The organism is Planktothrix agardhii (assembly GCF_904830935.1).
Lineage (GTDB): Bacteria > Cyanobacteriota > Cyanobacteriia > Cyanobacteriales > Microcoleaceae > Planktothrix > Planktothrix agardhii.
This window is the reverse complement of record NZ_LR882952.1, coordinates 2,323,187-2,342,465: the sequence shown is the minus strand read 5'-3', so window position 1 is coordinate 2,342,465 and position 19,279 is coordinate 2,323,187. Positions and strand designations below refer to the sequence as shown.

Annotated in this window: 20 protein-coding genes and 1 tRNA gene; 13 read left to right on the top strand and 8 right to left on the bottom strand. The window is 41.6% G+C overall.

Annotated features, from left to right (window positions below):
- Positions 1–70: 70 nt before the first annotated feature.
- Positions 71–1,324: an RNA polymerase sigma factor SigC gene (gene sigC / locus NMG88_RS10880; RefSeq protein ID WP_042155320.1), complete on the bottom strand. Its 1,254-nt coding sequence runs from the start codon at positions 1,322–1,324 to the stop codon at positions 71–73.
- Positions 1,325–1,863: 539 nt separating this feature from the next.
- Between sigC and psbZ the strand changes: the two genes are divergently transcribed.
- The 8 genes from psbZ (at position 1,864) to NMG88_RS10840 (ending at position 6,980) form a co-directional block, all read left to right on the top strand.
- On the top strand, positions 1,864–2,055 hold the full coding sequence (psbZ, locus tag NMG88_RS10875) for a photosystem II reaction center protein PsbZ (RefSeq protein ID WP_026788463.1): 192 nt from the start codon (positions 1,864–1,866) through the stop codon (positions 2,053–2,055).
- 134 nt (positions 2,056–2,189) lie between these two features.
- A complete protein-coding gene (gene ribH, locus NMG88_RS10870; protein ID WP_081693730.1) occupies positions 2,190–2,765 on the top strand; it encodes a 6,7-dimethyl-8-ribityllumazine synthase in 576 nt (191 codons plus the stop codon).
- A gap of 80 nt (positions 2,766–2,845) precedes the next feature.
- Positions 2,846–2,917 (top strand) — tRNA-Gly (locus tag NMG88_RS10865).
- Between the two features lie 554 nt (positions 2,918–3,471).
- Positions 3,472–4,536, top strand: a complete 1,065-nt coding sequence (locus NMG88_RS10860) for a hypothetical protein (RefSeq protein WP_254035414.1) — start codon at positions 3,472–3,474, stop codon at positions 4,534–4,536.
- 105 nt (positions 4,537–4,641) lie between these two features.
- Positions 4,642–4,860 carry a type II toxin-antitoxin system HicA family toxin gene (locus tag NMG88_RS10855; protein ID WP_042155324.1) on the top strand — a complete coding sequence of 73 codons (219 nt, stop codon included), beginning with the start codon at positions 4,642–4,644 and terminating at the stop codon, positions 4,858–4,860.
- Complete coding sequence (locus NMG88_RS10850) at positions 4,857–5,081, top strand: type II toxin-antitoxin system HicB family antitoxin (RefSeq protein WP_141294437.1); 225 nt, start codon at positions 4,857–4,859, stop codon at positions 5,079–5,081. Before NMG88_RS10855 ends, NMG88_RS10850 begins: the two co-directional genes overlap by 4 nt.
- A gap of 227 nt (positions 5,082–5,308) precedes the next feature.
- Positions 5,309–5,713 (top strand): hypothetical protein, encoded by a 405-nt coding sequence (locus NMG88_RS10845; RefSeq protein WP_026788469.1) that lies wholly within the window; start codon positions 5,309–5,311, stop codon positions 5,711–5,713.
- A 4-nt stretch (positions 5,714–5,717) separates the two neighbouring features.
- Positions 5,718–6,980, top strand: coding sequence for a glutamate-5-semialdehyde dehydrogenase (locus NMG88_RS10840; protein ID WP_026794930.1), 1,263 nt, complete (start codon positions 5,718–5,720; stop codon positions 6,978–6,980).
- Here NMG88_RS10840 and NMG88_RS10835 read toward each other — a convergent pair.
- Positions 6,977–7,810 carry an acyl-CoA desaturase gene (locus tag NMG88_RS10835; RefSeq protein ID WP_026788471.1) on the bottom strand — a complete coding sequence of 278 codons (834 nt, stop codon included), beginning with the start codon at positions 7,808–7,810 and terminating at the stop codon, positions 6,977–6,979. The genes NMG88_RS10840 and NMG88_RS10835 overlap by 4 nt on opposite strands.
- 89 nt (positions 7,811–7,899) lie before the next feature.
- Here NMG88_RS10835 and NMG88_RS10830 point away from each other — a divergent pair, with 89 nt between their 5' ends.
- Entirely contained in the window at positions 7,900–9,132 is a 1,233-nt protein-coding gene (locus NMG88_RS10830; protein WP_173401008.1) for a methionine gamma-lyase family protein, read from the top strand.
- Between the two features lie 41 nt (positions 9,133–9,173).
- On the opposite strand, the gene NMG88_RS10825 is transcribed toward NMG88_RS10830, so the two are convergent.
- Positions 9,174–10,280 carry a site-2 protease family protein gene (locus NMG88_RS10825; protein ID WP_027249769.1) on the bottom strand — a complete coding sequence of 369 codons (1,107 nt, stop codon included), beginning with the start codon at positions 10,278–10,280 and terminating at the stop codon, positions 9,174–9,176.
- A gap of 195 nt (positions 10,281–10,475) precedes the next feature.
- Positions 10,476–11,462, bottom strand: a complete 987-nt coding sequence (locus NMG88_RS10820) for an NAD-dependent epimerase (RefSeq protein ID WP_026788475.1) — start codon at positions 11,460–11,462, stop codon at positions 10,476–10,478.
- A 111-nt stretch (positions 11,463–11,573) separates the two neighbouring features.
- Here NMG88_RS10820 and NMG88_RS10815 point away from each other — a divergent pair, with 111 nt between their 5' ends.
- Positions 11,574–11,714 carry a hypothetical protein gene (locus NMG88_RS10815; RefSeq protein ID WP_235751758.1) on the top strand — a complete coding sequence of 47 codons (141 nt, stop codon included), beginning with the start codon at positions 11,574–11,576 and terminating at the stop codon, positions 11,712–11,714.
- 127 nt (positions 11,715–11,841) lie between these two features.
- Here NMG88_RS10815 and NMG88_RS10810 read toward each other — a convergent pair whose 3' ends face one another.
- Positions 11,842–12,810, bottom strand: a complete 969-nt coding sequence (locus NMG88_RS10810) for a metal ABC transporter solute-binding protein, Zn/Mn family (protein WP_235751759.1) — start codon at positions 12,808–12,810, stop codon at positions 11,842–11,844.
- An 80-nt stretch (positions 12,811–12,890) separates the two neighbouring features.
- On the opposite strand from NMG88_RS10810, the gene NMG88_RS10805 reads away from it, so the two are divergent.
- Positions 12,891–13,652: a metal ABC transporter ATP-binding protein gene (locus NMG88_RS10805; protein WP_042157695.1), complete on the top strand. Its 762-nt coding sequence runs from the start codon at positions 12,891–12,893 to the stop codon at positions 13,650–13,652.
- Between the two features lie 81 nt (positions 13,653–13,733).
- Here NMG88_RS10805 and sds read toward each other — a convergent pair whose 3' ends face one another.
- From sds to NMG88_RS10790, 3 genes are all read right to left on the bottom strand, one after another.
- Positions 13,734–14,705: a solanesyl diphosphate synthase gene (gene sds, locus NMG88_RS10800; RefSeq protein ID WP_042155334.1), complete on the bottom strand. Its 972-nt coding sequence runs from the start codon at positions 14,703–14,705 to the stop codon at positions 13,734–13,736.
- A gap of 877 nt (positions 14,706–15,582) precedes the next feature.
- The gene (murI, locus tag NMG88_RS10795; RefSeq protein ID WP_042155336.1) at positions 15,583–16,413 is read right to left on the bottom strand and encodes a glutamate racemase; all 831 of its coding nucleotides are present in this window, start codon (positions 16,411–16,413) and stop codon (positions 15,583–15,585) included.
- Positions 16,414–16,588: 175 nt separating this feature from the next.
- Complete coding sequence (locus tag NMG88_RS10790) at positions 16,589–17,761, bottom strand: RNA-guided endonuclease InsQ/TnpB family protein (RefSeq protein WP_042155339.1); 1,173 nt, start codon at positions 17,759–17,761, stop codon at positions 16,589–16,591.
- Positions 17,762–17,945: 184 nt separating this feature from the next.
- Here NMG88_RS10790 and NMG88_RS10785 point away from each other — a divergent pair, with 184 nt between their 5' ends.
- Both NMG88_RS10785 and NMG88_RS10780 read left to right on the top strand, forming a co-directional pair.
- Positions 17,946–18,665: a pyridoxine 5'-phosphate synthase gene (locus tag NMG88_RS10785; protein ID WP_026788484.1), complete on the top strand. Its 720-nt coding sequence runs from the start codon at positions 17,946–17,948 to the stop codon at positions 18,663–18,665.
- Between the two features lie 40 nt (positions 18,666–18,705).
- On the top strand, positions 18,706–19,035 hold the full coding sequence (locus NMG88_RS10780) for an MgPME-cyclase complex family protein (protein ID WP_254035413.1): 330 nt from the start codon (positions 18,706–18,708) through the stop codon (positions 19,033–19,035).
- Positions 19,036–19,279 lie beyond the last annotated feature (244 nt).

Genomic DNA, 19,279 nt, shown 5'->3' with positions numbered 1-19,279 from the left:
TGAAACTAAAACCTCCCGATAACTATAGTTATCGGGAGCTATGAAAGCCCATTCTATAAACGATTAAGGATTAACTCAAAGACTCCAAATAATCCCGAACCCGGTTACGCCGTTTAGGTTGACGCAGTTTTTGTAGAGCTTTAGCCTCAATTTGACGGACTCGCTCCCGGGATAATTCCAGTGCCCGACCAATTTCCGCCAGGGAATAGGGGTGTCCATCCCCCAAACCATAGCGCATCAAAATCACATCCCGTTCCCGACTACTTAAATCCGCTAAAAGGTTTTGTAAATCCTTATGCAAAGATTCACGCATCAGCATTTCTTCCGGTGTGACCTCCTCGGTTTCGAGTAAATCCCCTAATTCCGTATCTTTATCCGTTCCTACCTTCGTTTCCAAAGACACAGAACGGGGAACCCGAAGCAACACTTCTCGGACTTGAACCGGAGTCATTTCTAACTCATGGGCAATATCATCAATGGTGGCGGTACGACCTTTTTCCTGGGAAATTTTCCGTTGTGCTTTTTTAATTTTATTCAGTTTTTCGGTAATATGAACCGGAAGACGAATCGTGCGGCTTTGGGTAGCGATCGCCCGGGTAATCCCTTGACGAATCCACCAATAAGAATAGGTACTAAAACGATATCCCCGGGTCGGGTCAAACTTCTCCACCGCCCGTTCCAATCCTAAAGTTCCTTCTTGAATTAAATCTAGTAGTTCTAAACCTCGGTTCTGATATTTCTTTGCCACCGATACCACTAAACGCAAATTCGCTTTAATCATCCGGTCTTTGGACTGTATCCCTTCGGTTTGAATCTGATCCAATTCCTCAACGGTCAAACCCGCGATTTCTGCCCAACACCTTTTTCCTGTTGCTAACATCGGCTTGAGTTCGGCTACATCAACCCCAGCCGTTGTTGCCCATCGCTCTAAAGATGGACGATGACCCAACTGAGCCGATAATTTATCCCGGGTTTTGATCAATCGCACATAAGTATTAATCAGTCCCTCATCCTGCTCGGCAGCATTGTCCCGTAAGTCAACTAACCTCAGATAACGCTGTACCTTTTGGGCTTCTGATACTTCTTCATCCCGCCCCAACAGACGCACCCGACCAATTTCTTGGAGATACAATCGAACTAAATCTGTTGTACGACGATTATTGTTGGGTTTCTGGAGTTTGACATCGCTGGCATTCTCTATCTCCAAATCAATTAAATCATCCAAATCAGGCTCAAGATCCTGATTCATTACCTCATCAGGCTCAGAATAGTCCTGAAAAGAGGGGTTTAAGTTGTTCTCGGCATCAATTTTAGTGGCTGGCATAGTTTCTATCTCAGTTGCTCCAGTAATCAGAGGCTGCACTTACGGGGGTTAGCTAACCAACGGGACACCCTTGATCGGGGGTGACGTAGGATTCAGCTTTTCCGTTCCGGTGATATTACTTATACTGCCCTACCATCCATGATTTTAGGCAAAGCCTGGAAAATGATTTAATGATGGCCATTTATAAACAGAGGGAGTAAAATCAGGTTAGGAATATTTGTTTTTTTATTAACCTCTTAGTTAGTATAAGAATAACTCCGGGATTTCACAGTGATTCTCATCAAACTCTTAATTAATTTTCGTCACTCCCCATAGGCGTCTGAGATCACCATAGGGCAATTTTAGATTTTTGTAACGAAAAATCAACAAAGTCCCACCTCCCCTGTCTCCCCTGCCCCCCTACTCCCCTGGACTAACCGTTTAACTTCTTCTCACGAGTGGCAATTTCTGGTAGTTTTAATAATTAAACCGCTAAACAGGATTCGGTGAGCCTGTCAGCAGTATTTTTACTTACTGCCAAGTCAAGTTGGGAAAAAACAATGTTAACAATTCTGTTTCAAGTTGTCCTTGCGGCACTGGTGATTTTATCCTTTTTACTGGTAGTAGGCGTTCCCTTTGCCTATGCCTCCCCCCAATACTGGAGCCAATCTAAGCCTTTGCTTTATGTGGGTTCCGGTCTTTGGTTCGTGTTAGTGATTTTGGTTGGTGTATTAAACTACCTAGTGGTTTAATTCAGAAGGGGAATTGAAGGTTAGACGGTTTGGGACAATTGCCTTAAGCGGTCTAACCTGGAATTCCCTATGGGTTTATTTCTTAAATTATATATTTGTTAACTTTTGTTAACAAAAAGGATCGGATAACAAAAATGGCGGTTTTTGAGGGAAATTTTACCCAGACAAACTCCTTAAGGTTTGCCATGGTGATTGGTCGGTTTAATGATTTGATCACAACCAAACTTTTAGAAGGATGTCAAGATTGTTTAAAACGACATGGGATTGATCCCGATCCCCAGGGAACACAAGTCGATTATGCTTGGGTTCCGGGTAGTTTTGAGATTCCATTAGTAGCTCATCAGTTAGCCCTAACCCGTCGCTATGATGCGATTATTTGTTTAGGAGCCGTAATTAAGGGACAAACGCCCCATTTTGATTATGTCTCATCGGAAGTTTCCAAAGGGATCGCGGCTACGGCGTTTCAAACGGGTGTTCCGGTAATTTTCGGAGTTCTGACCACCGACACCATGCAGCAAGCCCTAGAACGAGCCGGAATCAAGGCTAATCACGGTTGGAACTATGCGATGGATGCGATTGAGATGGCGAATTTAATGCGTCAAATTAAGCAAAGTGCAGCAACAACGGTGGATTCTACGGCGGTTTTATCTGGGAGTGCTAGTCCAGCTTTAACTGGGGAACGGGTAAAACAGCATTCGGAAACCCTTTAATCTCTCAGGTTCTAAAAATTTTTGGAAAAGGGGTTGACAAATCTCAAGATTTTTGGAATCATAGAAAAGGTGAACGAGTTGCGGGTGTAGCTCAGTGGTAGAGCGCAACCTTGCCAAGGTTGATGTCGTGGGTTCGAATCCCATCACCCGCTTAGAAACTTTATAGTTGGCGCTTTAGCGCCATGACAAATCCTCAGATTGACCCCATCAGGTTAACTGAGGATTTTTTCATGATTGTTCAAAAAAACAGGCTCAAAAGTCCTAATTATTTATTTTTCCCCCAATTTTGGGGGCTAGGGGGCTAGATGGCTTGAAATGTATAGTGTTTAGGATGCTAAGGTTATGAAGGATTTATCAGCAGTTTTAGAACAGATTTATCAAGCTGCAATATTTGCCCCCTAAATCCCCCAAAATTGGGGGACTTTAAGAGGTTATCCGGTTAAAGCGATCTCGTTTGAGTTACGAGCGCGATGGCAGTACCGCCGCCTGTCGGCATCGCTAACTCATTAGTACGCTATATATAGCGTAACTGCGTAAGTCCTGTTCGAGCTTTTTTTAATTTGGATCAAGATCTTAAGCAAGCAGCGCAAAAAGTAGCTGAGAATTGCAAAAGTAATCCAAAAGATGGCTTTGTTGTTCTTCAAGGAGAAAAATACTTATAACTTCAAGGATCAAAATACTTATAAACTTGGTTAAGGAGCTAAAGATGAAAATTTTTGTTGAGAGTGCTGGTAAATCTCCAGAACATGATTACAATTGGATTGATGAACAACAAAAAATTATTGAAAAGCCAAATATTATTAAAAGTTTTCTTGGCTTGTTGCAACAAGATTCTCCTTCACTCCTAATAGGTCGCAAAAGTAATGAATTCGTATTAATTGTGACAGGTATTTCTTCTAAAAGACGAGATTACCAAAATAGAATTATTCGTATTTCTATAGTGTGGATCGTAGAAGATAATGACGATAATGAGGCATTAATCCGTAATTTAGCTAGTAAAATTTTATTACTTTTTACTGGTGAAATTGAACTCAAGCAGAGTATAGATGCTTGTGTAAATGATGAAGAAGAAAACAGTTTTCAAGAAGAAAACGGTTTTACTGTAGTCTTTAAATCCCTAAAAAACCTTTTAGAAAAAGAGAAAGAGGATTCCTCACCTTCTAAATTATTAGAAGCAGACGATAAAGACGATAAATTAGAGATAAAAAAGGAATTAGAGAAAAAATCTGATGAGACCGATGAGAGTATTAAACAATTAGCAAAATTAGCAGATGATTTGAAAAAACAATCCTTACCTAAAAAAGATAGACCTTTAGTGGTAGTTACAGGAATTCAAAGTAAGGCTGATTTTAGAGAGGCAAAAGTTTGGCGAGGATTAGCAAAATTTGTTGATGAACCCGGAGGTAAATCAAACGCAGGAGATCACTTTCGAGATGATGGAAGAAGGATTCAAGGTCATCAACAAAGCTATAACAGCTATGACAGACCTTCAAAAGTCGGGTCTGGAGATAATAGTAAAGAACATAAAAGACCCATTCAAAAAAGAATAGTTATATCTGTTTTGGCTATATTGTTTTGCATCTCTTTAGCTTTAGGAATTTGGTTCTATATCCAATCCAACGATCAAAATCCAAATAATCAACAGCAAAACGACAATATAAACAGTTCAAATAAACCGATTCAGACTCTAATTATGGAACCCAAGGCAGTGCAAAAAGAGTTAACTCCTCAAGAGGAAACTGAAGAAGTAAAGGAAGAAAAGATTAATTAAAATTATCGACATCCCTACCTTTTTGCCCGAATATAATCAGTTAATCTTATGCAAAATTCTGCCAAAAACCGATTAAAATTATGCCTATTAAGCTAACCTGGAAAAATGCCAAAGAAAATTAGGGAATTAAAAAACCTTCTTCTGAAAGCAGGTTTTACTGAGGAACCGGGTAAAGGAAGCCATACAAAATGGTCACATCCACTTTTACCCGGAAAAGTAATCTTATCAGGAAAGGATGGGAATGATGCCAAACCCGATCAAGAACGAGATGTTATAAATGCTTTAAATACACTTGCTAAAATCAAGGAGGATCAACAACGATGAAAAGCTCTTATACCATTATTATTCAATGGTCAGATGAAGATCAGTGTTATGTGGTCAGCCTTCCTGAATGGGGAGAACATTGTCACACCCATGGGGATACCCATGAAGAAGCGTTAAAGAATGCACAAGAAGTTTTAGAACTACTGATAGAGTCGGCAGTGAACAATGATGAGCCTTTACCCAAACCTCAACTTTTCGGAAAAACATTAGAGAGAGTGTGAAAATTTATTAAAATTTTTGGCAATTTTGAATCAGAATCAACAAGCAAATAAGAGTCTAAAAGTGGCGATCGCTGGCTCTACAATAAAAGAGTGTAAAAGTGGCGATCGCTTGCTTGAACGAAGGAACGAGGAAAGGATACTAGGAAGGATGGAGTTGAGTATAATAATTGCAAATAGCCAGTTTTGACTTAATTATCGTAAAACATTATTAAATTAACCGATCGCTTGTGCCATCCCAAAAAGCTCAAAAGATTGATTTGAATGGGGATTATCCTTGCCCTTGTCGGCGAAAGGGGCGGCTAGTTCCCATTGCGCTGACGGAAGCCTTTGGCTGCGATCGCTGTCAGCAAATTTTCGTTGTCGATGAGAGTGGTTATTGCTTAGAACAACTCGCCACCCATTATCCTTATAAGCAGGCTTGGCATTGGACAGGTCATCAATGGAATAAAGCCAGTCCAGGGTTAAAAGCCCATTATCTACCTATGGCTTTGGGGATGCTCCTAGTTCCATTAGTGATCTGGTTACCATTAGCCTTGTATTCACCTGGGCCAAATCTGGTGTTATGGGCGATGGTTGCTATTGTGTTGGCGATGTTACCCGCATTGATGGTTTGGCTCGCTTACAGGCGTTAGCGGCATGATAATTGATGATTTCTCTCTCCTTCCGACCGATAATCCTTTGCGTCGTGCTTACCTTGCTAGTTTTGAATTAGCCAAAACTAGAGGGGCAGATCGAAGTCTCGCCTTGCAACTGATGGCGAAAGCATTGCGATCGCGACAGAATGACATCTTAGAAGCCAATACCCTCGACTTAGAAGCCAGTCGCAACCTAGGGTTATCGGAATTAATCACCGACTGGCTGAAACTCACCCCAGAACGCTTAGAAACCACCGTTCAAATTTTAGAACGTCTGGGACAACTGCCCGATCCCATTGGTCGGGTGATGAGTGCTTCCTATCAACTTGAACAGGGACAAACCTACTTTCAACCGATTCCCCTGGGGGTAGTGGCGTTGGTTTATGAAGCCTTCCCCGAATTAGCGGCGATTGCGACGGGACTCTGTTTAAAAACCGCCAATAGTTTAGTGCTGTTAGGGGGAACAGAAGCCAGCCATTCTAATCAGATGATTGTTCAAACCTTGCAACTCGCCTTAGAGGAATCAGGACTTCCCCCAGGCTGTTTAGAAATGCTGCCGTCAGAACCCCATACTCCGATTAAACAGTTAATTACTCAAGACAAATATATCAATTTAGTCATTCCCTACGGTCGCCCCAATTTTGTGCAGCAGGTCGTAAATCAATCTACGGTTCCCGTCTTGCGTTCCGCCATGGGAAATTGTTATTTATACTGGTCATCTACGGCAAGTGTGGATACGGTGCGATGGATGATCTTAGATAGTCATGATGGTAAACCGGATGCCGTTAATGCCATTGAAAAAGTTCTGATTGATCCTAATCAAAAAAGCTCATCCCTAGTGCGATTATGGAATAACTTACGGGAAGCTGGATTTGAACTGCGAGGAGATGAAGGGCTCGCTCAAGAATTTTCGGAATTAATTTTAGCAGAAACAACAGAATGGTCAAGACCTTATTTAACTCGCACCGTTGCTTTTAAAAGGGTAGATCATTTACAACAAGCTATTATTTGGATGAATACCAATAGTAGCGGTCACGCAAACTGTTTAGCCACCGAATCCTATTCCGAGAGTCGAAAATTTGCGCAGGATGTCAATAGTGCCTTGACCTTTATTAATGCGTCTCCTCGATTTTCCCGTCACTTGAACCGAGGAGACGCAATTTTTCTGGGAATTTCTAACCAGAAAGGATATCGTCGGGGGTTAATAGGTTTAGAAGCCCTAATGACCCTGAAGCACGTTGTTCAGGGTAATCGGCAATTTTAGATACGTTGGGCTTCAGCATTGGCGGGGGGTAATTTTACTTTTTGGGCTAACCCCAACGCTTGTAACAGCGCAATGGTCATCCAGGTTAAGTCAATTTCCCACCATTCCAAACCGTGACGGGCGGAATATTGAAAAGCATGGTGATTATTATGCCAACCCTCACCATAGGTAACAACGGCGACCCACCAGCAGTTACGGGAGGAATCCCCCGATTCGTAGGTTTGATAGCCAAATTTGTGAGTAGCACTATTCACAAACCAGGTGCAGTGGAACATCACCACCACCCGAAAGAAAATACCCCAAACCACAAAAGGCCAACCGCCCATTAGATACAGCAAGAATCCAAATACCACTTGAATTACCAAGAAGTAGGTTTGGAAGAACTGATATACTGGGTCATCGGAAATATCTTTTGTGAAACGGGGAATTTCTTCATCCGCCGGAGTATGGAACAACATCCAGCCCATGTGACTCCACCAAAAACCTTTTGTGGAATCATGGGGATCTTGATCGTAATCGGAATATTGATGATGGAGACGGTGTAACCCGATCCAATCAATCGGCCCTCCTTGGCAAGCGAGGGTTCCACAAAAAATTAAAAAATATTCTAGCCATTTGGGAGCCTCAAAACTGCGATGGCTAACCAGGCGGTGAAATCCTAGGGTAATTCCTAAGCCTCCCGTCACCCAATGTAAAAATAGAGCTAGACCTACGGCGGGCCAGCTAAAGTTACCGGGTAAAAATGCCAGCAGCGCGGCAGCATGGAGTGACACCATAAAAGCAATGGTGATCCAGTCGGGCTTATATTGAGGTGAAGTTGCAATCGTCATGAAGAAACGAAAATTCGAGCTTTTTTTTTAACAAAAGAGTCCTATTTGCGTCATAATATGCACCGCCCACAAATTGATTGAGTTCAGTGATGATATCCAGCATCGAACAGCTAAAAGAAGCAGAACAGGAACTATTTCCGATTTTTTCTGGTATTGACACGCAGGTCAAGCATAATCTTAAACGAGTTTTAGATTCCTTCCGTCGCTACCGAGTTGGAACTCACCACTTTGCAGGTGTTACAGGCTATGGCCACGATGATTTGGGACGTCAAACCTTGGATCAAGTCTTTGCCGAGATTATGGGGGCCGAATCTGCTGCGGTACGAGTGCAGTTTGTTTCTGGAACCCACGCCATTACCTGTGCCCTATTTGGCTGTTTGCGTCCTGGGGACGAACTGCTGGCGGTAACTGGCACTCCCTACGATACCTTGGAGGAGGTCATCGGTGTGCGCGGTCAAGGTCAAGGTTCATTATTAGACTTTGGCATATCTTACCGCCAATTGGAGCTAACTGTTCAAGGAAAAATTGATTGGGAGGGTCTACGGTCGGCAATAACTGCTAAAACCCGTATGGTTTTAATTCAGCGTTCCTGCGGCTATTCCTGGCGTTTGAGTTTGTCGATTGATGAGATTGAGAAAATTGTTAATATTGTTAAAAAACAGAATCCCCATACTATTTGTTTTGTGGATAATTGTTATGGAGAATTTATTGAAAATCGGGAACCAACGGCCGTTGGTGTGGATTTAATGGCGGGTTCTTTAATTAAAAATCCGGGGGGAACTATTGTACAAGCGGGGGGTTATGTTGCTGGGCGGGAAGATTTGGTGGAAGCGGCAACCTGTCGATTAACAGCGCCGGGTATTGGTAGCAGTGGAGGGGCAACTTTTGATCAGAATCGGATTCTGTTTCAAGGGTTATTTTTAGCGCCTCAAATGGTGGGAGAAGCAATTAAAGGAACCCATTTAACCTCTTATGTTTTTAATCAATTAGGATACCCTGTTAATCCTTTACCGTTTGAACCAAGAAGGGATGTGATTCAAGCCATTGAGTTAGGTTCTCCTAATAAGTTAATTGCCTTTTGTCGGGCGATTCAACAATATTCTCCGATTGGTTCCTATCTGGAACCCGTACCCGCAGAAATGCACGGATATGAAAGTCATTTAGTCATGGCGGGGGGAACTTTTATTGATGGGAGTACCTCGGAATTTTCCGCCGATGGGCCGTTAAGAGAACCTTATATTGTTTTCTGTCAAGGTGGAACCCATTGGACACATATTTCCTTAGCATTAGAAGCCGCAATTGAAGCGTTAGCAAAGGTTTAAATCCATAAACCGGGTTTTTGTTATAGCAATCGCCATCACGATTAGGAAGTCGATTCATCTAATAAACGACGAATTGATGCTTTTTCAATAAATCCCACTAACACCCCATTCCGAACCACCGTAACTTCATTTAACTGTTGTTGTTCCAATAAATTCACTACTTCTAATAGGGATTGTTTAGCATCAATAATTGTTGTAACAACGGGTTTCATGACTGTTTCAATATGAGTTACAGGCCATTGCGCTGTAGGAATAGGTTTAAGGTCATCTCCGCTAATTTGCCCGACTAATTTGCCTACTTCATTGATGACTAAAAATTGTTGAATTGCCGGTTTTCCAATAATATAATCATTGACAAAAGTTCTTAATGAAATGTCTTGAGAAACCACGGAATTTTGATTCACTAAAGCATCTTCGGCGGTAAAACCCGATAATTTATTCCGCAGCTTGGCATCCTTGGCTAAAACCCCAGCATTACTAAATACAAACCACCCAATCAAAACTGTCCAGAAATTAGGAGACCCACCGGAGATTAACAGGGGTAAAAATCCCAATGAAATTCCGATTAAACCTAATCCTTGACCCGCTCGACTTGCAAATAGAGTCCCCTGATATTGATTCCCGGTAATTCTCCAAACCAAAGCTTTAAGAATATTCCCACCATCAAGGGGTAAACCGGGAATTAAATTAAAGATTGCTAGGGCTAAATTAACATAAGCCAAGAGATTAACTAAAGCCGATAAAGGCCCTGTTACTAGCAAATAGGAGCCAATAAAATGCAACCCCAAAAATAACAATAAACTGACTAACGGCCCAGCAATGGCAATCCAGAAAGCCCCGGCGGGAGTTTTCGCTTCTTGGTCTAACCCGGCTAATCCCCCAAACAAAAATAACGTAATAGATTTAACCTGAATTCCTTGTTTGATTGCTACAAAACTATGTCCTAATTCATGGGCTAAAACCGAAGCAAATAGAAGCAATGCGGCAATTAATCCGAGAAATAATGACAGTCCTAAACCTAATTGTGGAAATTGAGATCCCAAATTTCCCCCATAACTGAGGGTCATTAATCCCAGAATCAGAAACCAAGAAAGGTTAATATAAAATGGGATACCGAATAAATTACCGACGCGAATAGAGCCATTCATATTGGCTACCTCTTATACTAATCCAGAAGTAGATTCAACCTCTGGTCTTTCATAACTTCAGTGTAACGAATTGTAAATAAAATCGCCAATCTCCTCCAGGGTGTATATACCAACCTATGAAGTACGGTTTTCCTCTGTGAGCAACCTAAATAAATAGTTTCCATGGTTGCCTATTTTAGCCTAAAAACGCTATTTTTAAACCCGATAATAGGAGCGATACCAGTCTACAAAATTTTGGACTCCGACTTCAATAGAAGTATTGGGTTGAAAGTCTATATCTTGAATTAAAGCATCGACATCCGCATAGGTTATCGGGACATCTCCGGGTTGAATGGGCATAAAATTTTTGATTGCAGGTTTACCTAATGCCGTTTCTAAGACTTCAATCAAATGTAATAATTCAATCGGTTGATTATTCCCAATATTATACAGTTTATAGGGTGCGTTTGTATGGGGATTTTCACCGGATTGGGGAATTCTATCTAATGTTCTAATTACTCCTTCTACAATATCATCAATATAGGTAAAATCCCGTTGCATTTTGCCATAATTAAACACATCAATGGGTTTTTCTTCGAGAATGGCTTTTGTGAAAATAAACATCGCCATATCGGGACGACCCCAAGGCCCATAAATGGTAAAAAATCGCAATCCTGTCATCGGAATCTGATATAAATGGCTGTAACTATGGGCAATTAATTCATTGGATTTTTTTGTTGCTGCATATAAACTAATCGGGTAATCTACATTATCTTCTACTGAAAACGGGATTTTTTTATTCGCCCCATAAACAGAACTCGAAGACGCATATACTAAATGTTGAATTTGGGAGTGACGACACCCTTCTAAAATATTCAGAAATCCCACTAGGTTACTATCAATATAAGCATAGGGATTTTTTAAAGAATATCTGACCCCGGCTTGGGCGGCAAGATGGGCAACTTGTTCAAAATTTCCTTGAGCAAATAACTGATTAATTCCCTCTCTATCCGCTAAATCTAATTTTTTAAAGGAAAATCCTGATCGGTTTTTTAACTGTTCTAAACGGGCTTGTTTCAGAGAAACATCATAATAATCATTGAGATTATCAATTCCGATGATGGTGTCTCCTCGGTCTAACAAACGTTGACACAGGTGAAATCCCACAAATCCTGCCACCCCGGTCACTAATAAGTTAGCCATGTTTCCCCACATAAATTTCAATAACGAAAATAAAAACAATAACTGATCCTGTTAGAATCAATTTATAATTGTATTATAGCAGAGAATGGGAAATATAGAAAGAGGTTAATTATGTTAAACAAAGGTTTAATGAGTTTAGGAATTTTACCTATTGTATTCTTCAATAATTTCACCCTGACTTTAGGCAATTATCAACCTCTGACAGATCATAATATTGTTCAAAATAATGCCTTGGAAAAATCTAAGCCTTAATTAATCAATATAGTTTGTTTAGCGAATCGCTTAGAAGTAATTATCTCAATCTCCTTGATGGCAGAATTCCCGCAACCAAAGTGGCTTTTAGTCTAAAAGATCAAAACAATTATGAAGTTATGAAACCTCAAAAAACTGCATAAGGAGTATATTTTCCTCCCAATGCTTCCACAATAGTTTGAGTATTTTTAACTAACATTTTAATATAGGTTTCTCCCGCACTCCCTGGAGCGCCAATAGAATCAGAATATAACTGCTCTGGAGCTAATTTAACCCCCGATTCTTCCGCAACCGTTGTAATTAATTGAGGGTTAATTGTAGTTTCTGCAAAAATAGCTGGAACCCCCGCTTTCTGAATCGAATTAGCTAAGGTTTTAACAGTTTTTGCGCTCGGTTGTTCTTCCGTACTAATCCCAATTAATGTCCCAATCACCTCTAATTTATAATCATGAGCATAATATTGAAACGCATCATGGGTTGTAACTAACTTTCTATTTTTAGGAGGAATAGTGGCAATTTGTTCATTAATCCAAATATCTAATTGAGTTAATTCCTGGGTCAATTTTGTCGCATTTTTAGTAAAAATATCCCGATCTTCAGGAGATAAAATAATCAACTCATCCCTAATTTTATTCGCCATTAAAATAGCATTTTTAGCCGTTCCCCAAACATGAGGATCGGGTTGTTTTTGTCCTTTATATTGAAAATCCAAAGGTTTAACCACTTCCCCCACCGCCACTTTTTTTCCCTGAGTTCCCGCCGCCCGAATTAACTTAATTAATCCCGGTTCTAAATTATAACCATTATAAAGAATTAAATCCGCCTTTTCTAAAGCAATACTATCTTGAGGCACAGGTTCATAAACATGGGGATCTGTACCCGGTTTTAAAATTCCTAGATGTTCAATTTCATCCCCAGCAATTTGTTCAGTTAAATCAGCAATAATGGTACTGGTTGATACTACTTTCGGTTGATTACTATTAACAGAATTATTTATTTTTTCTTGAGTACAACTACTTAATCCCGTTAACATAATCCCGAAAAAAACACCCCAAAACCGCATACAAAAGGACTTTTGAGCAATTATTGACAACATAATCTTTAAACTTTCATAATATTTTCATTTTTATGATATACTATAAACATCATCATCCCCAAAAAGGGCATAGAAAACAGATGAACATTATAGAATTCCCCCATCCCAACCATACTCTAAATATCGGTCACCTCAGCGTCAACTATCGCGGGGTGGAAGCGTTACGAGATATCTGTCTAAACATCCAACCCGGACGACTAACCGGGATTATTGGGCCGAATGGGGCGGGGAAAAGTACCTTAATGAAGGCGATGTTGGGCTTAATTCCGGTGGGGACGGGTGCGGTGGTCTATGACGGAAAACCCCTAATTCAGCAACGTCAACGGGTCGCCTATGTTCCCCAGCGATCGCAAATTGACTGGGACTATCCGGCAACGGTTTGGGATATTGTGATGATGGGGAGAGTGCGGAAAACCGGGTGGTTGCGTCCTTTTTCTGGAGTCAGCCGTCGCATCGCCACCCAAGCGTTAGAAAGGGTGGGAATGGTTGAATATAAACATCGCCCCATTGGTCAACTATCTGGCGGTCAACAACAGCGTGTATTTTTAGCTAGATCTTTAGCCCAGGAATCTGATATTTTTTGTTTTGATGAACCCTTTGTTGGCATTGATCAAAAAACCGAAGCGGTGATTTTTAGTTTATTTCGAGAGTTAGCAGCATCGGGTAAAATTGTGATTGTAATTAACCATGATTTGGGGGAATCTATTGTTAATTTTGATGATTTGGTTTTACTAAATCAAGAGGTAATTGCGCTGGGAAATCGTCAACAAGTTTTGAAGGAAGATTATCTACAACGAGCCTACGGAGGAAAGGTGTTTTTCTTTTCTGAAAATGTAGCTTAATTGATTTCAGGATGCAAACAATAACTGTCTTTTTAGTTAACAGTTAACCGTCATCAGTCAACTGTCAACTGTCAACTCCTTTTAATACAGCCGACTTAAAACATAATCTGCTAAACCGATTAACGCCTGTCGAGATTCACAAGTTTGAAAAGATTCCAAATACTTTACCGCTTGTTGGGCATGATAGGCAGCCAACTCCCTAGAGCGTTGAATCCCTGAGCTATCTTTAATTAAGGTTAAAGCCTGTTCTAAATCTCCATCCGTAGCAAATTCTCGCTCAATTAACGTTTCCAGATGGGGTTTTTCTTCTAAAGCATAAAGGGTGGGTGCGGTTAAATTTCCACTTTTGAGATCGGATGCTGCGGGTTTACCTAATTCCTCGGTTAAACCCGTAAAATCCAAAATATCATCAACAATTTGAAAGGCTAAACCTAGATGGCGACCATAGTTGTATAAATCTTCGGTTTGTTGCGGAGAAACTTCACTCAAAACACCAGCCGCTTTAGAACTATTGGCAATCAAAGAAGCAGTTTTATAATAGCTTTTTTCTAAGTAGGTTTCAATTGATAATCCTGTATCAAACCGATTAAGACCCTGTTGAATTTCTCCTTCCGCTAAATTCATAATTACCTGAGACAATAATTTTACCACTTCCAGGTTATCCAAATTGGCTAAATACCAAGAAGATTGAGCAAATAGAAAATCTCCAGCTAATACCGCAACTCGGTTATTAAATAAACTATGAACCGTTGGAACTCCCCGACGCATTTCAGAATCGTCCACGACATCATCATGGACGAGACTGGCGGTATGGATCATTTCTGTGATTTCTGCCAACCTCCGGTGCTTCAGGCTAATATTTTGATCGGGCGTTGTCATTCGGGAAATTAACAGGACAATCGCAGGACGTACCCGTTTCCCTTTGACACTAAACAGGTGTTCTGCGGCGGCATACAAAATTGGATGTCGCGCACCGACAAGCTGTTTTAAGTTATCGGTCAACTGCCGCAGGTCTGCTTCAACTGGCGAAAATAGAAGAGTTTGCGATGTCATGGATTAGCCAACTCAGGCGTTGAGTTAACAAAATTTTACATATCATAGTCTGATTCTAATCTGTTTCGGCTCAGGGGATCGCATTTTTGCTAAAATATTGTCTTGGGAACTCTCCGTAGCCAGGGGTAATCCTCAAAAATTTCTAGGTTTTAGTACCCACCCTTAACTCTTGCAAAACGTCGCTTCTGGAGATTTTGCGCCCTCTTTCCCCTACTCTATTTTTTAGGCGCGGTGGGCAGATCAAATTCTGAAAAAAATTTCCGTGCACCGCTACCATTCTCTAATTTTTATGTTATCTTAGGGGTAAGAGTTTAAAGAATTCTATACATTAGGGACAACGGGTCTAGCGACTGGGTTCAAGAAAATCTATCGCCACCTAATTAATCTATTGGCTTTAAGGATAGCCGTTAGGACTTCTCGACGAGCTTCTAACTCCGTTCTGGTCATTAGGCTGTCCACGATATCAGTTAGAAGATTCTCTATTTAGGGTTTTATGAGAAAGTCCTAGGTTTTACAGTAGGGATTCCTCTCCTGAGTTTCGGTGTTAGCAACATTTCGGGGAAATTCTCATTTCCCGTAGGAATTTTTTATTTGTGGGTCACAAGAGCGCTGGCAGTTGCGATCGCTTGTTGACCTGATGTAGCGGGTCTTAAACTTCTGTGCTGCTGCTCCTCCTCCTATTTCTTCAGGCTGACTCATGATGTTCTATAACGATATGCCCTTAATCATCCCGCTTCTGGCCACGGGTTATGTTCTGATGATTTATTTACTCTTAGCCCTTGCTAAGTATACAACAAACATCTTGTGAACTACCCACACTGACTTGGAGTACCAAGTACAGTTTGGGCGTGCCATGGCGTGTCTCTACACTGATTAATTACTGATTACTGACGGTGAGGGGTTCCATTACGGGTAGGGTAGTGGCCTCTACTGCGGGAGTGAATCCCAACCACTGCACCGAAAGATCAGCAAACTGTTGAGGGCAGCCACTCACACAAAACCGCGTTGGTTTGGGGGGCTGAGTATTCCGCATTCCTAACAGTTCTAACTCCTTAACAGTAGCTTTAACTAAAGAAACTGCCGGGTCAACCAACTGAACCTGAGCCGGAAGGATTGAGCGCAACACTGGGGCTAAATGGGGATAATGGGTACAACCATAAATCAGAGTATCAATTTGCTGCTGAATTAACGGGGTTAAATATTCCCGTGCCACTTGATAGGTGTAAGGGTCATGAATTCGGTTTTGTTCAATGAGGGGAACAAATTCTGGACAGCCCACTTGCCAGACTTGAACCGATGGATCGGTTTCTTGAATCGCATAGCGGTAGGCATTACTAGCGGCTGTGGCGGGGGTGGCAATCACTCCAATCCGTTTTCCTTGTCGCACTGAGGCTTGAGCACCCGGAAGAATCAGTCCTAGCATCGGTATATCAAATTCATCTTGAACCGTTTCTAAAGCCAGGGCGGAACTGGTGTTACAGGCCATGAGAACCATTTTGGCGTCCTGTTGCATTGCCCAAAGAATAATTGGGCGGACAAACTGCAAGATTTCCTCTTTTGAACGGGTTCCATAGGGCAAGTGCGCCGTATCTCCAAAGTAAAGAACGGATTCATTGGGCAGTTGACGGTACAGTTCCCTTAAAACCGTTAATCCCCCCACACCACTATCAAATATTGCGATTCTTTTTTGTCGATTGTCCGTTGTCATGGGTTAAAAATCTGTCTTTGATTGTCTGTTATCAATGGTAGAGAGCTTTGTTGTCAAGTCTATTGACAGAATTTGTTCGCTCTAAGCTGAAACAATAGGGCAATAGAAATCTACGGGTTAAATATTGTTAAATTGACATCCTCACCGCCGTAAAACTGACGGTGATTCCTAAACTTCACAATTTAGGTTTCTGCTTCTTAGCAGTTGCCTTCACAGATTTACTCTGTTCGGGTCTTACACTCGCTCCACAGACTGACACTGCGAGTCCCGCAGCCAAAATATTTTTACTCGCGTTGAGATCTCGGTCATGGATTACCTCACACTTAGGGCATTTCCATTCACGAATATTTAGTGGCAATTTATCCATTGTGTGACCACAGTTCCCGCAGCGTTTAGAACTAGGGAACCATTGGTCAATCTTAACTAGATTACGCCCATACCAAAGACACTTGTAATCTAATTGCCGAATCAACTCACTCCATCCGCTATCAGAAATAGCCAGTGCGAGCTTGTGGTTTTTGATCATATTCTTAACTGCTAACGACTCAACGGCAATCGTTTGATTTTCGCGTACCAAGTTAGTCGTCAGCTTATGTAAGAAATCTTTACGGGAATCCGAAATTTTCAGGTGAACTTTTGCTACCTTAATCCTCGCTTTTTCCCTATTCTTGGAACCTTTTTGTTTACGAGAAAGATTCTTTTGCGCCCGTTTCAGTCTTTTGTAATGCTTCTTAAATTGTTTGGGGTTAGACACTTTTTCACCGTTGCTGGTGGCAATCAGGCTTGTAATACCCAAGTCAATCCCAATCGCATTATCATTAACAGGCAATGGCTTAATTGTTAGATCATCGAAACGAATGGAAATATGCCAACGTCCCGACGGGTGCATCTTAACGGTTACAGAGGACGGCTCACATCCTTTTGGAATCTGCCTAGACCATCTAATATCTAAAGGTTCAACATTTTTCGCCAGGTAGATTTTTCCATCTTTAAACTTAAATGCCGACTTTGTAAATTCAGCGCTACCACCATTCCTTTTTTTCTTGAAGCTAGGATATTTTGCCCTTCCGGCAAAGAAATTAGCAAATGCCGATTGAAGATGCCTCAACCCTTGTTGTATTGGTACACAGCTAACTTCATTAAGAAAATCCAAGTCTTCTTGTTTTTTCCATTTGGTCAGCATAGAGGATGTTTGGTTATATCCAATTTTTTCTTGCCTCTCGTACCATCCTTGAGTTCTCTCATGGAGAGCCTTGTTGTAAACCAACCTTACACAACCCAAAGTGCGTCGCAATAGCGACTCTTGCTCTGGACTTGGGTAAAATCGGTAATTGAATGCTTTTTCCATATCTCACATTATAGTATATCTTTTTGTGAATGTGTTAAATTAAAAATATAAAGCCTAAGTAGAACGACGGGGTTTCTACCCAATTTTTCGATGAACGCTCGTCCCCCTTCATGGGTGTGAGTTTCAACGCAGTGGAATTATTTGTCAAGGTGAAAGACGGTATGAATACAAGGAGGAACAAAAATTGCCGACACTGGGAGTCAATATTGACCATATAGCCACGATTCGCCAAGCCCGTCGCACCGTTGAACCCGATCCCGTAGGGGGGGCTGTGCTGGCGGAATTAGCGGGGGCTGATGGAATTACGGTGCATTTGCGCGAAGATCGACGCCATATTCAAGACCGGGATGTGCGACTATTGCGCCAAACCGTGAGAACCCATCTAAATTTAGAAATGGCCGCGACGGATGAAATGGTGGCGATCGCTTTGGACATCAAACCCGACTATGTAACCCTAGTGCCCGAACGTCGGGAAGAAATCACCACCGAAGGGGGGTTGGATATCGCCGGACAAATTCCTCGGATGACCGATGTAGTAACCACCCTACAGGAAGCCGGAATTCCAGTGAGTTTGTTTATTAATGCGAACCCCGAACAAATTGCAGCCTCGGCCCAAGTAGGGGCTAAATTCATCGAACTGCATACGGGATGTTATGCAGAGGCCAAAGGGGAAGACCAGGTTAGGGAACTGGGGATTTTAGCCGAGGGATGTCAACGGGCCTTAGAAGCCGGACTGCGGGTTAATGCCGGACATGGGTTAACCTATTGGAATGTTTATCCCATTGCCGCCTTAGAAGGGATGGAAGAACTCAACATTGGTCATACAATAATAAGTCGGGCAGTTCTCGTAGGCTTAGAGCGAGCCGTCCGAGAAATGAAACAAGCGATTTTTGGGCAACTTTAACCCGAAAATCTTCCCATGATAGAATTTACAACGATTAACCATGCAGACTTATTACTACGTTTTAGGCAGTCACAAGTTTTTACTTGAGGAAGAACCCTTAGAAGAAGTGTTGCGCGAACGCCAACGCAACTATCGGGAACGGGAAAAGGAAATTGATTTTTGGTTAGTGCAGCAACCTGCTTTTTTAGAAGCGCCAGAAATGGCTGAGATTAAAGCCAAATGTCCTCAACCTGCGGTGGCAATTGTTTCCACAAATAAACAAGTGGTAATCTGGTTAAAATTGCGTTTGGAGTATGTATTCCAGGGAGAATTCCAAGCCCCGACCGCTAGTATTCCCGATGCTTTGGGGTCTTTAGCAACGGCCGCTTGAAAATTCCGATCCAATATTTGACCCTGATCAGTACAATGAAAGCTGTTGCTTCATTGTTGTCAACTGCGGTTTTTGGAGAACAAAGGTTAAACTAAGCCAGAGAGTTTCCCCCTCTGGCTCGTCTTCAAAAGCAGCTTTTATCTTTCAAACTTAAAATAAGGTTCACCTAAAATTTCAATCACTTTTCAAGAGTTTAACCGATGTTTTTCCTTTAACAAGTAGGGTGATGCAAGAGTTAGATCCC

Excerpts from the sequence above, each read along its gene's own strand:
- sds (WP_042155334.1), bottom strand. The coding sequence starts at position 14,705 with ATGACATCGCAAACTCTTCTATTTTCGCCAGTTGAAGCAGACCTGCGG.
- NMG88_RS10850 (WP_141294437.1), top strand. The coding sequence starts at position 4,857 with ATGAAAAGCTCTTATACCATTATTATTCAATGGTCAGATGAAGATCAG.
- NMG88_RS10855 (WP_042155324.1), top strand. The coding sequence starts at position 4,642 with ATGCCAAAGAAAATTAGGGAATTAAAAAACCTTCTTCTGAAAGCAGGT.
- NMG88_RS10780 (WP_254035413.1), top strand. The coding sequence starts at position 18,706 with ATGCAGACTTATTACTACGTTTTAGGCAGTCACAAGTTTTTACTTGAG.
- NMG88_RS10825 (WP_027249769.1), bottom strand. The coding sequence starts at position 10,280 with ATGAATGGCTCTATTCGCGTCGGTAATTTATTCGGTATCCCATTTTAT.
- sigC (WP_042155320.1), bottom strand. The coding sequence starts at position 1,324 with ATGCCAGCCACTAAAATTGATGCCGAGAACAACTTAAACCCCTCTTTT.
- murI (WP_042155336.1), bottom strand. The coding sequence starts at position 16,413 with ATGACAACGGACAATCGACAAAAAAGAATCGCAATATTTGATAGTGGT.
- NMG88_RS10820 (WP_026788475.1), bottom strand. The coding sequence starts at position 11,462 with ATGGCTAACTTATTAGTGACCGGGGTGGCAGGATTTGTGGGATTTCAC.
- NMG88_RS10860 (WP_254035414.1), top strand. The coding sequence starts at position 3,472 with ATGAAAATTTTTGTTGAGAGTGCTGGTAAATCTCCAGAACATGATTAC.
- NMG88_RS10790 (WP_042155339.1), bottom strand. The coding sequence starts at position 17,761 with ATGGAAAAAGCATTCAATTACCGATTTTACCCAAGTCCAGAGCAAGAG.
- NMG88_RS10805 (WP_042157695.1), top strand. The coding sequence starts at position 12,891 with ATGAACATTATAGAATTCCCCCATCCCAACCATACTCTAAATATCGGT.
- NMG88_RS10815 (WP_235751758.1), top strand. The coding sequence starts at position 11,574 with ATGTTAAACAAAGGTTTAATGAGTTTAGGAATTTTACCTATTGTATTC.
- NMG88_RS10810 (WP_235751759.1), bottom strand. The coding sequence starts at position 12,810 with ATGTTGTCAATAATTGCTCAAAAGTCCTTTTGTATGCGGTTTTGGGGT.
- ribH (WP_081693730.1), top strand. The coding sequence starts at position 2,190 with ATGGCGGTTTTTGAGGGAAATTTTACCCAGACAAACTCCTTAAGGTTT.
- psbZ (WP_026788463.1), top strand. The coding sequence starts at position 1,864 with ATGTTAACAATTCTGTTTCAAGTTGTCCTTGCGGCACTGGTGATTTTA.
- NMG88_RS10840 (WP_026794930.1), top strand. The coding sequence starts at position 5,718 with ATGATAATTGATGATTTCTCTCTCCTTCCGACCGATAATCCTTTGCGT.
- NMG88_RS10835 (WP_026788471.1), bottom strand. The coding sequence starts at position 7,810 with ATGACGATTGCAACTTCACCTCAATATAAGCCCGACTGGATCACCATT.
- NMG88_RS10830 (WP_173401008.1), top strand. The coding sequence starts at position 7,900 with ATGATATCCAGCATCGAACAGCTAAAAGAAGCAGAACAGGAACTATTT.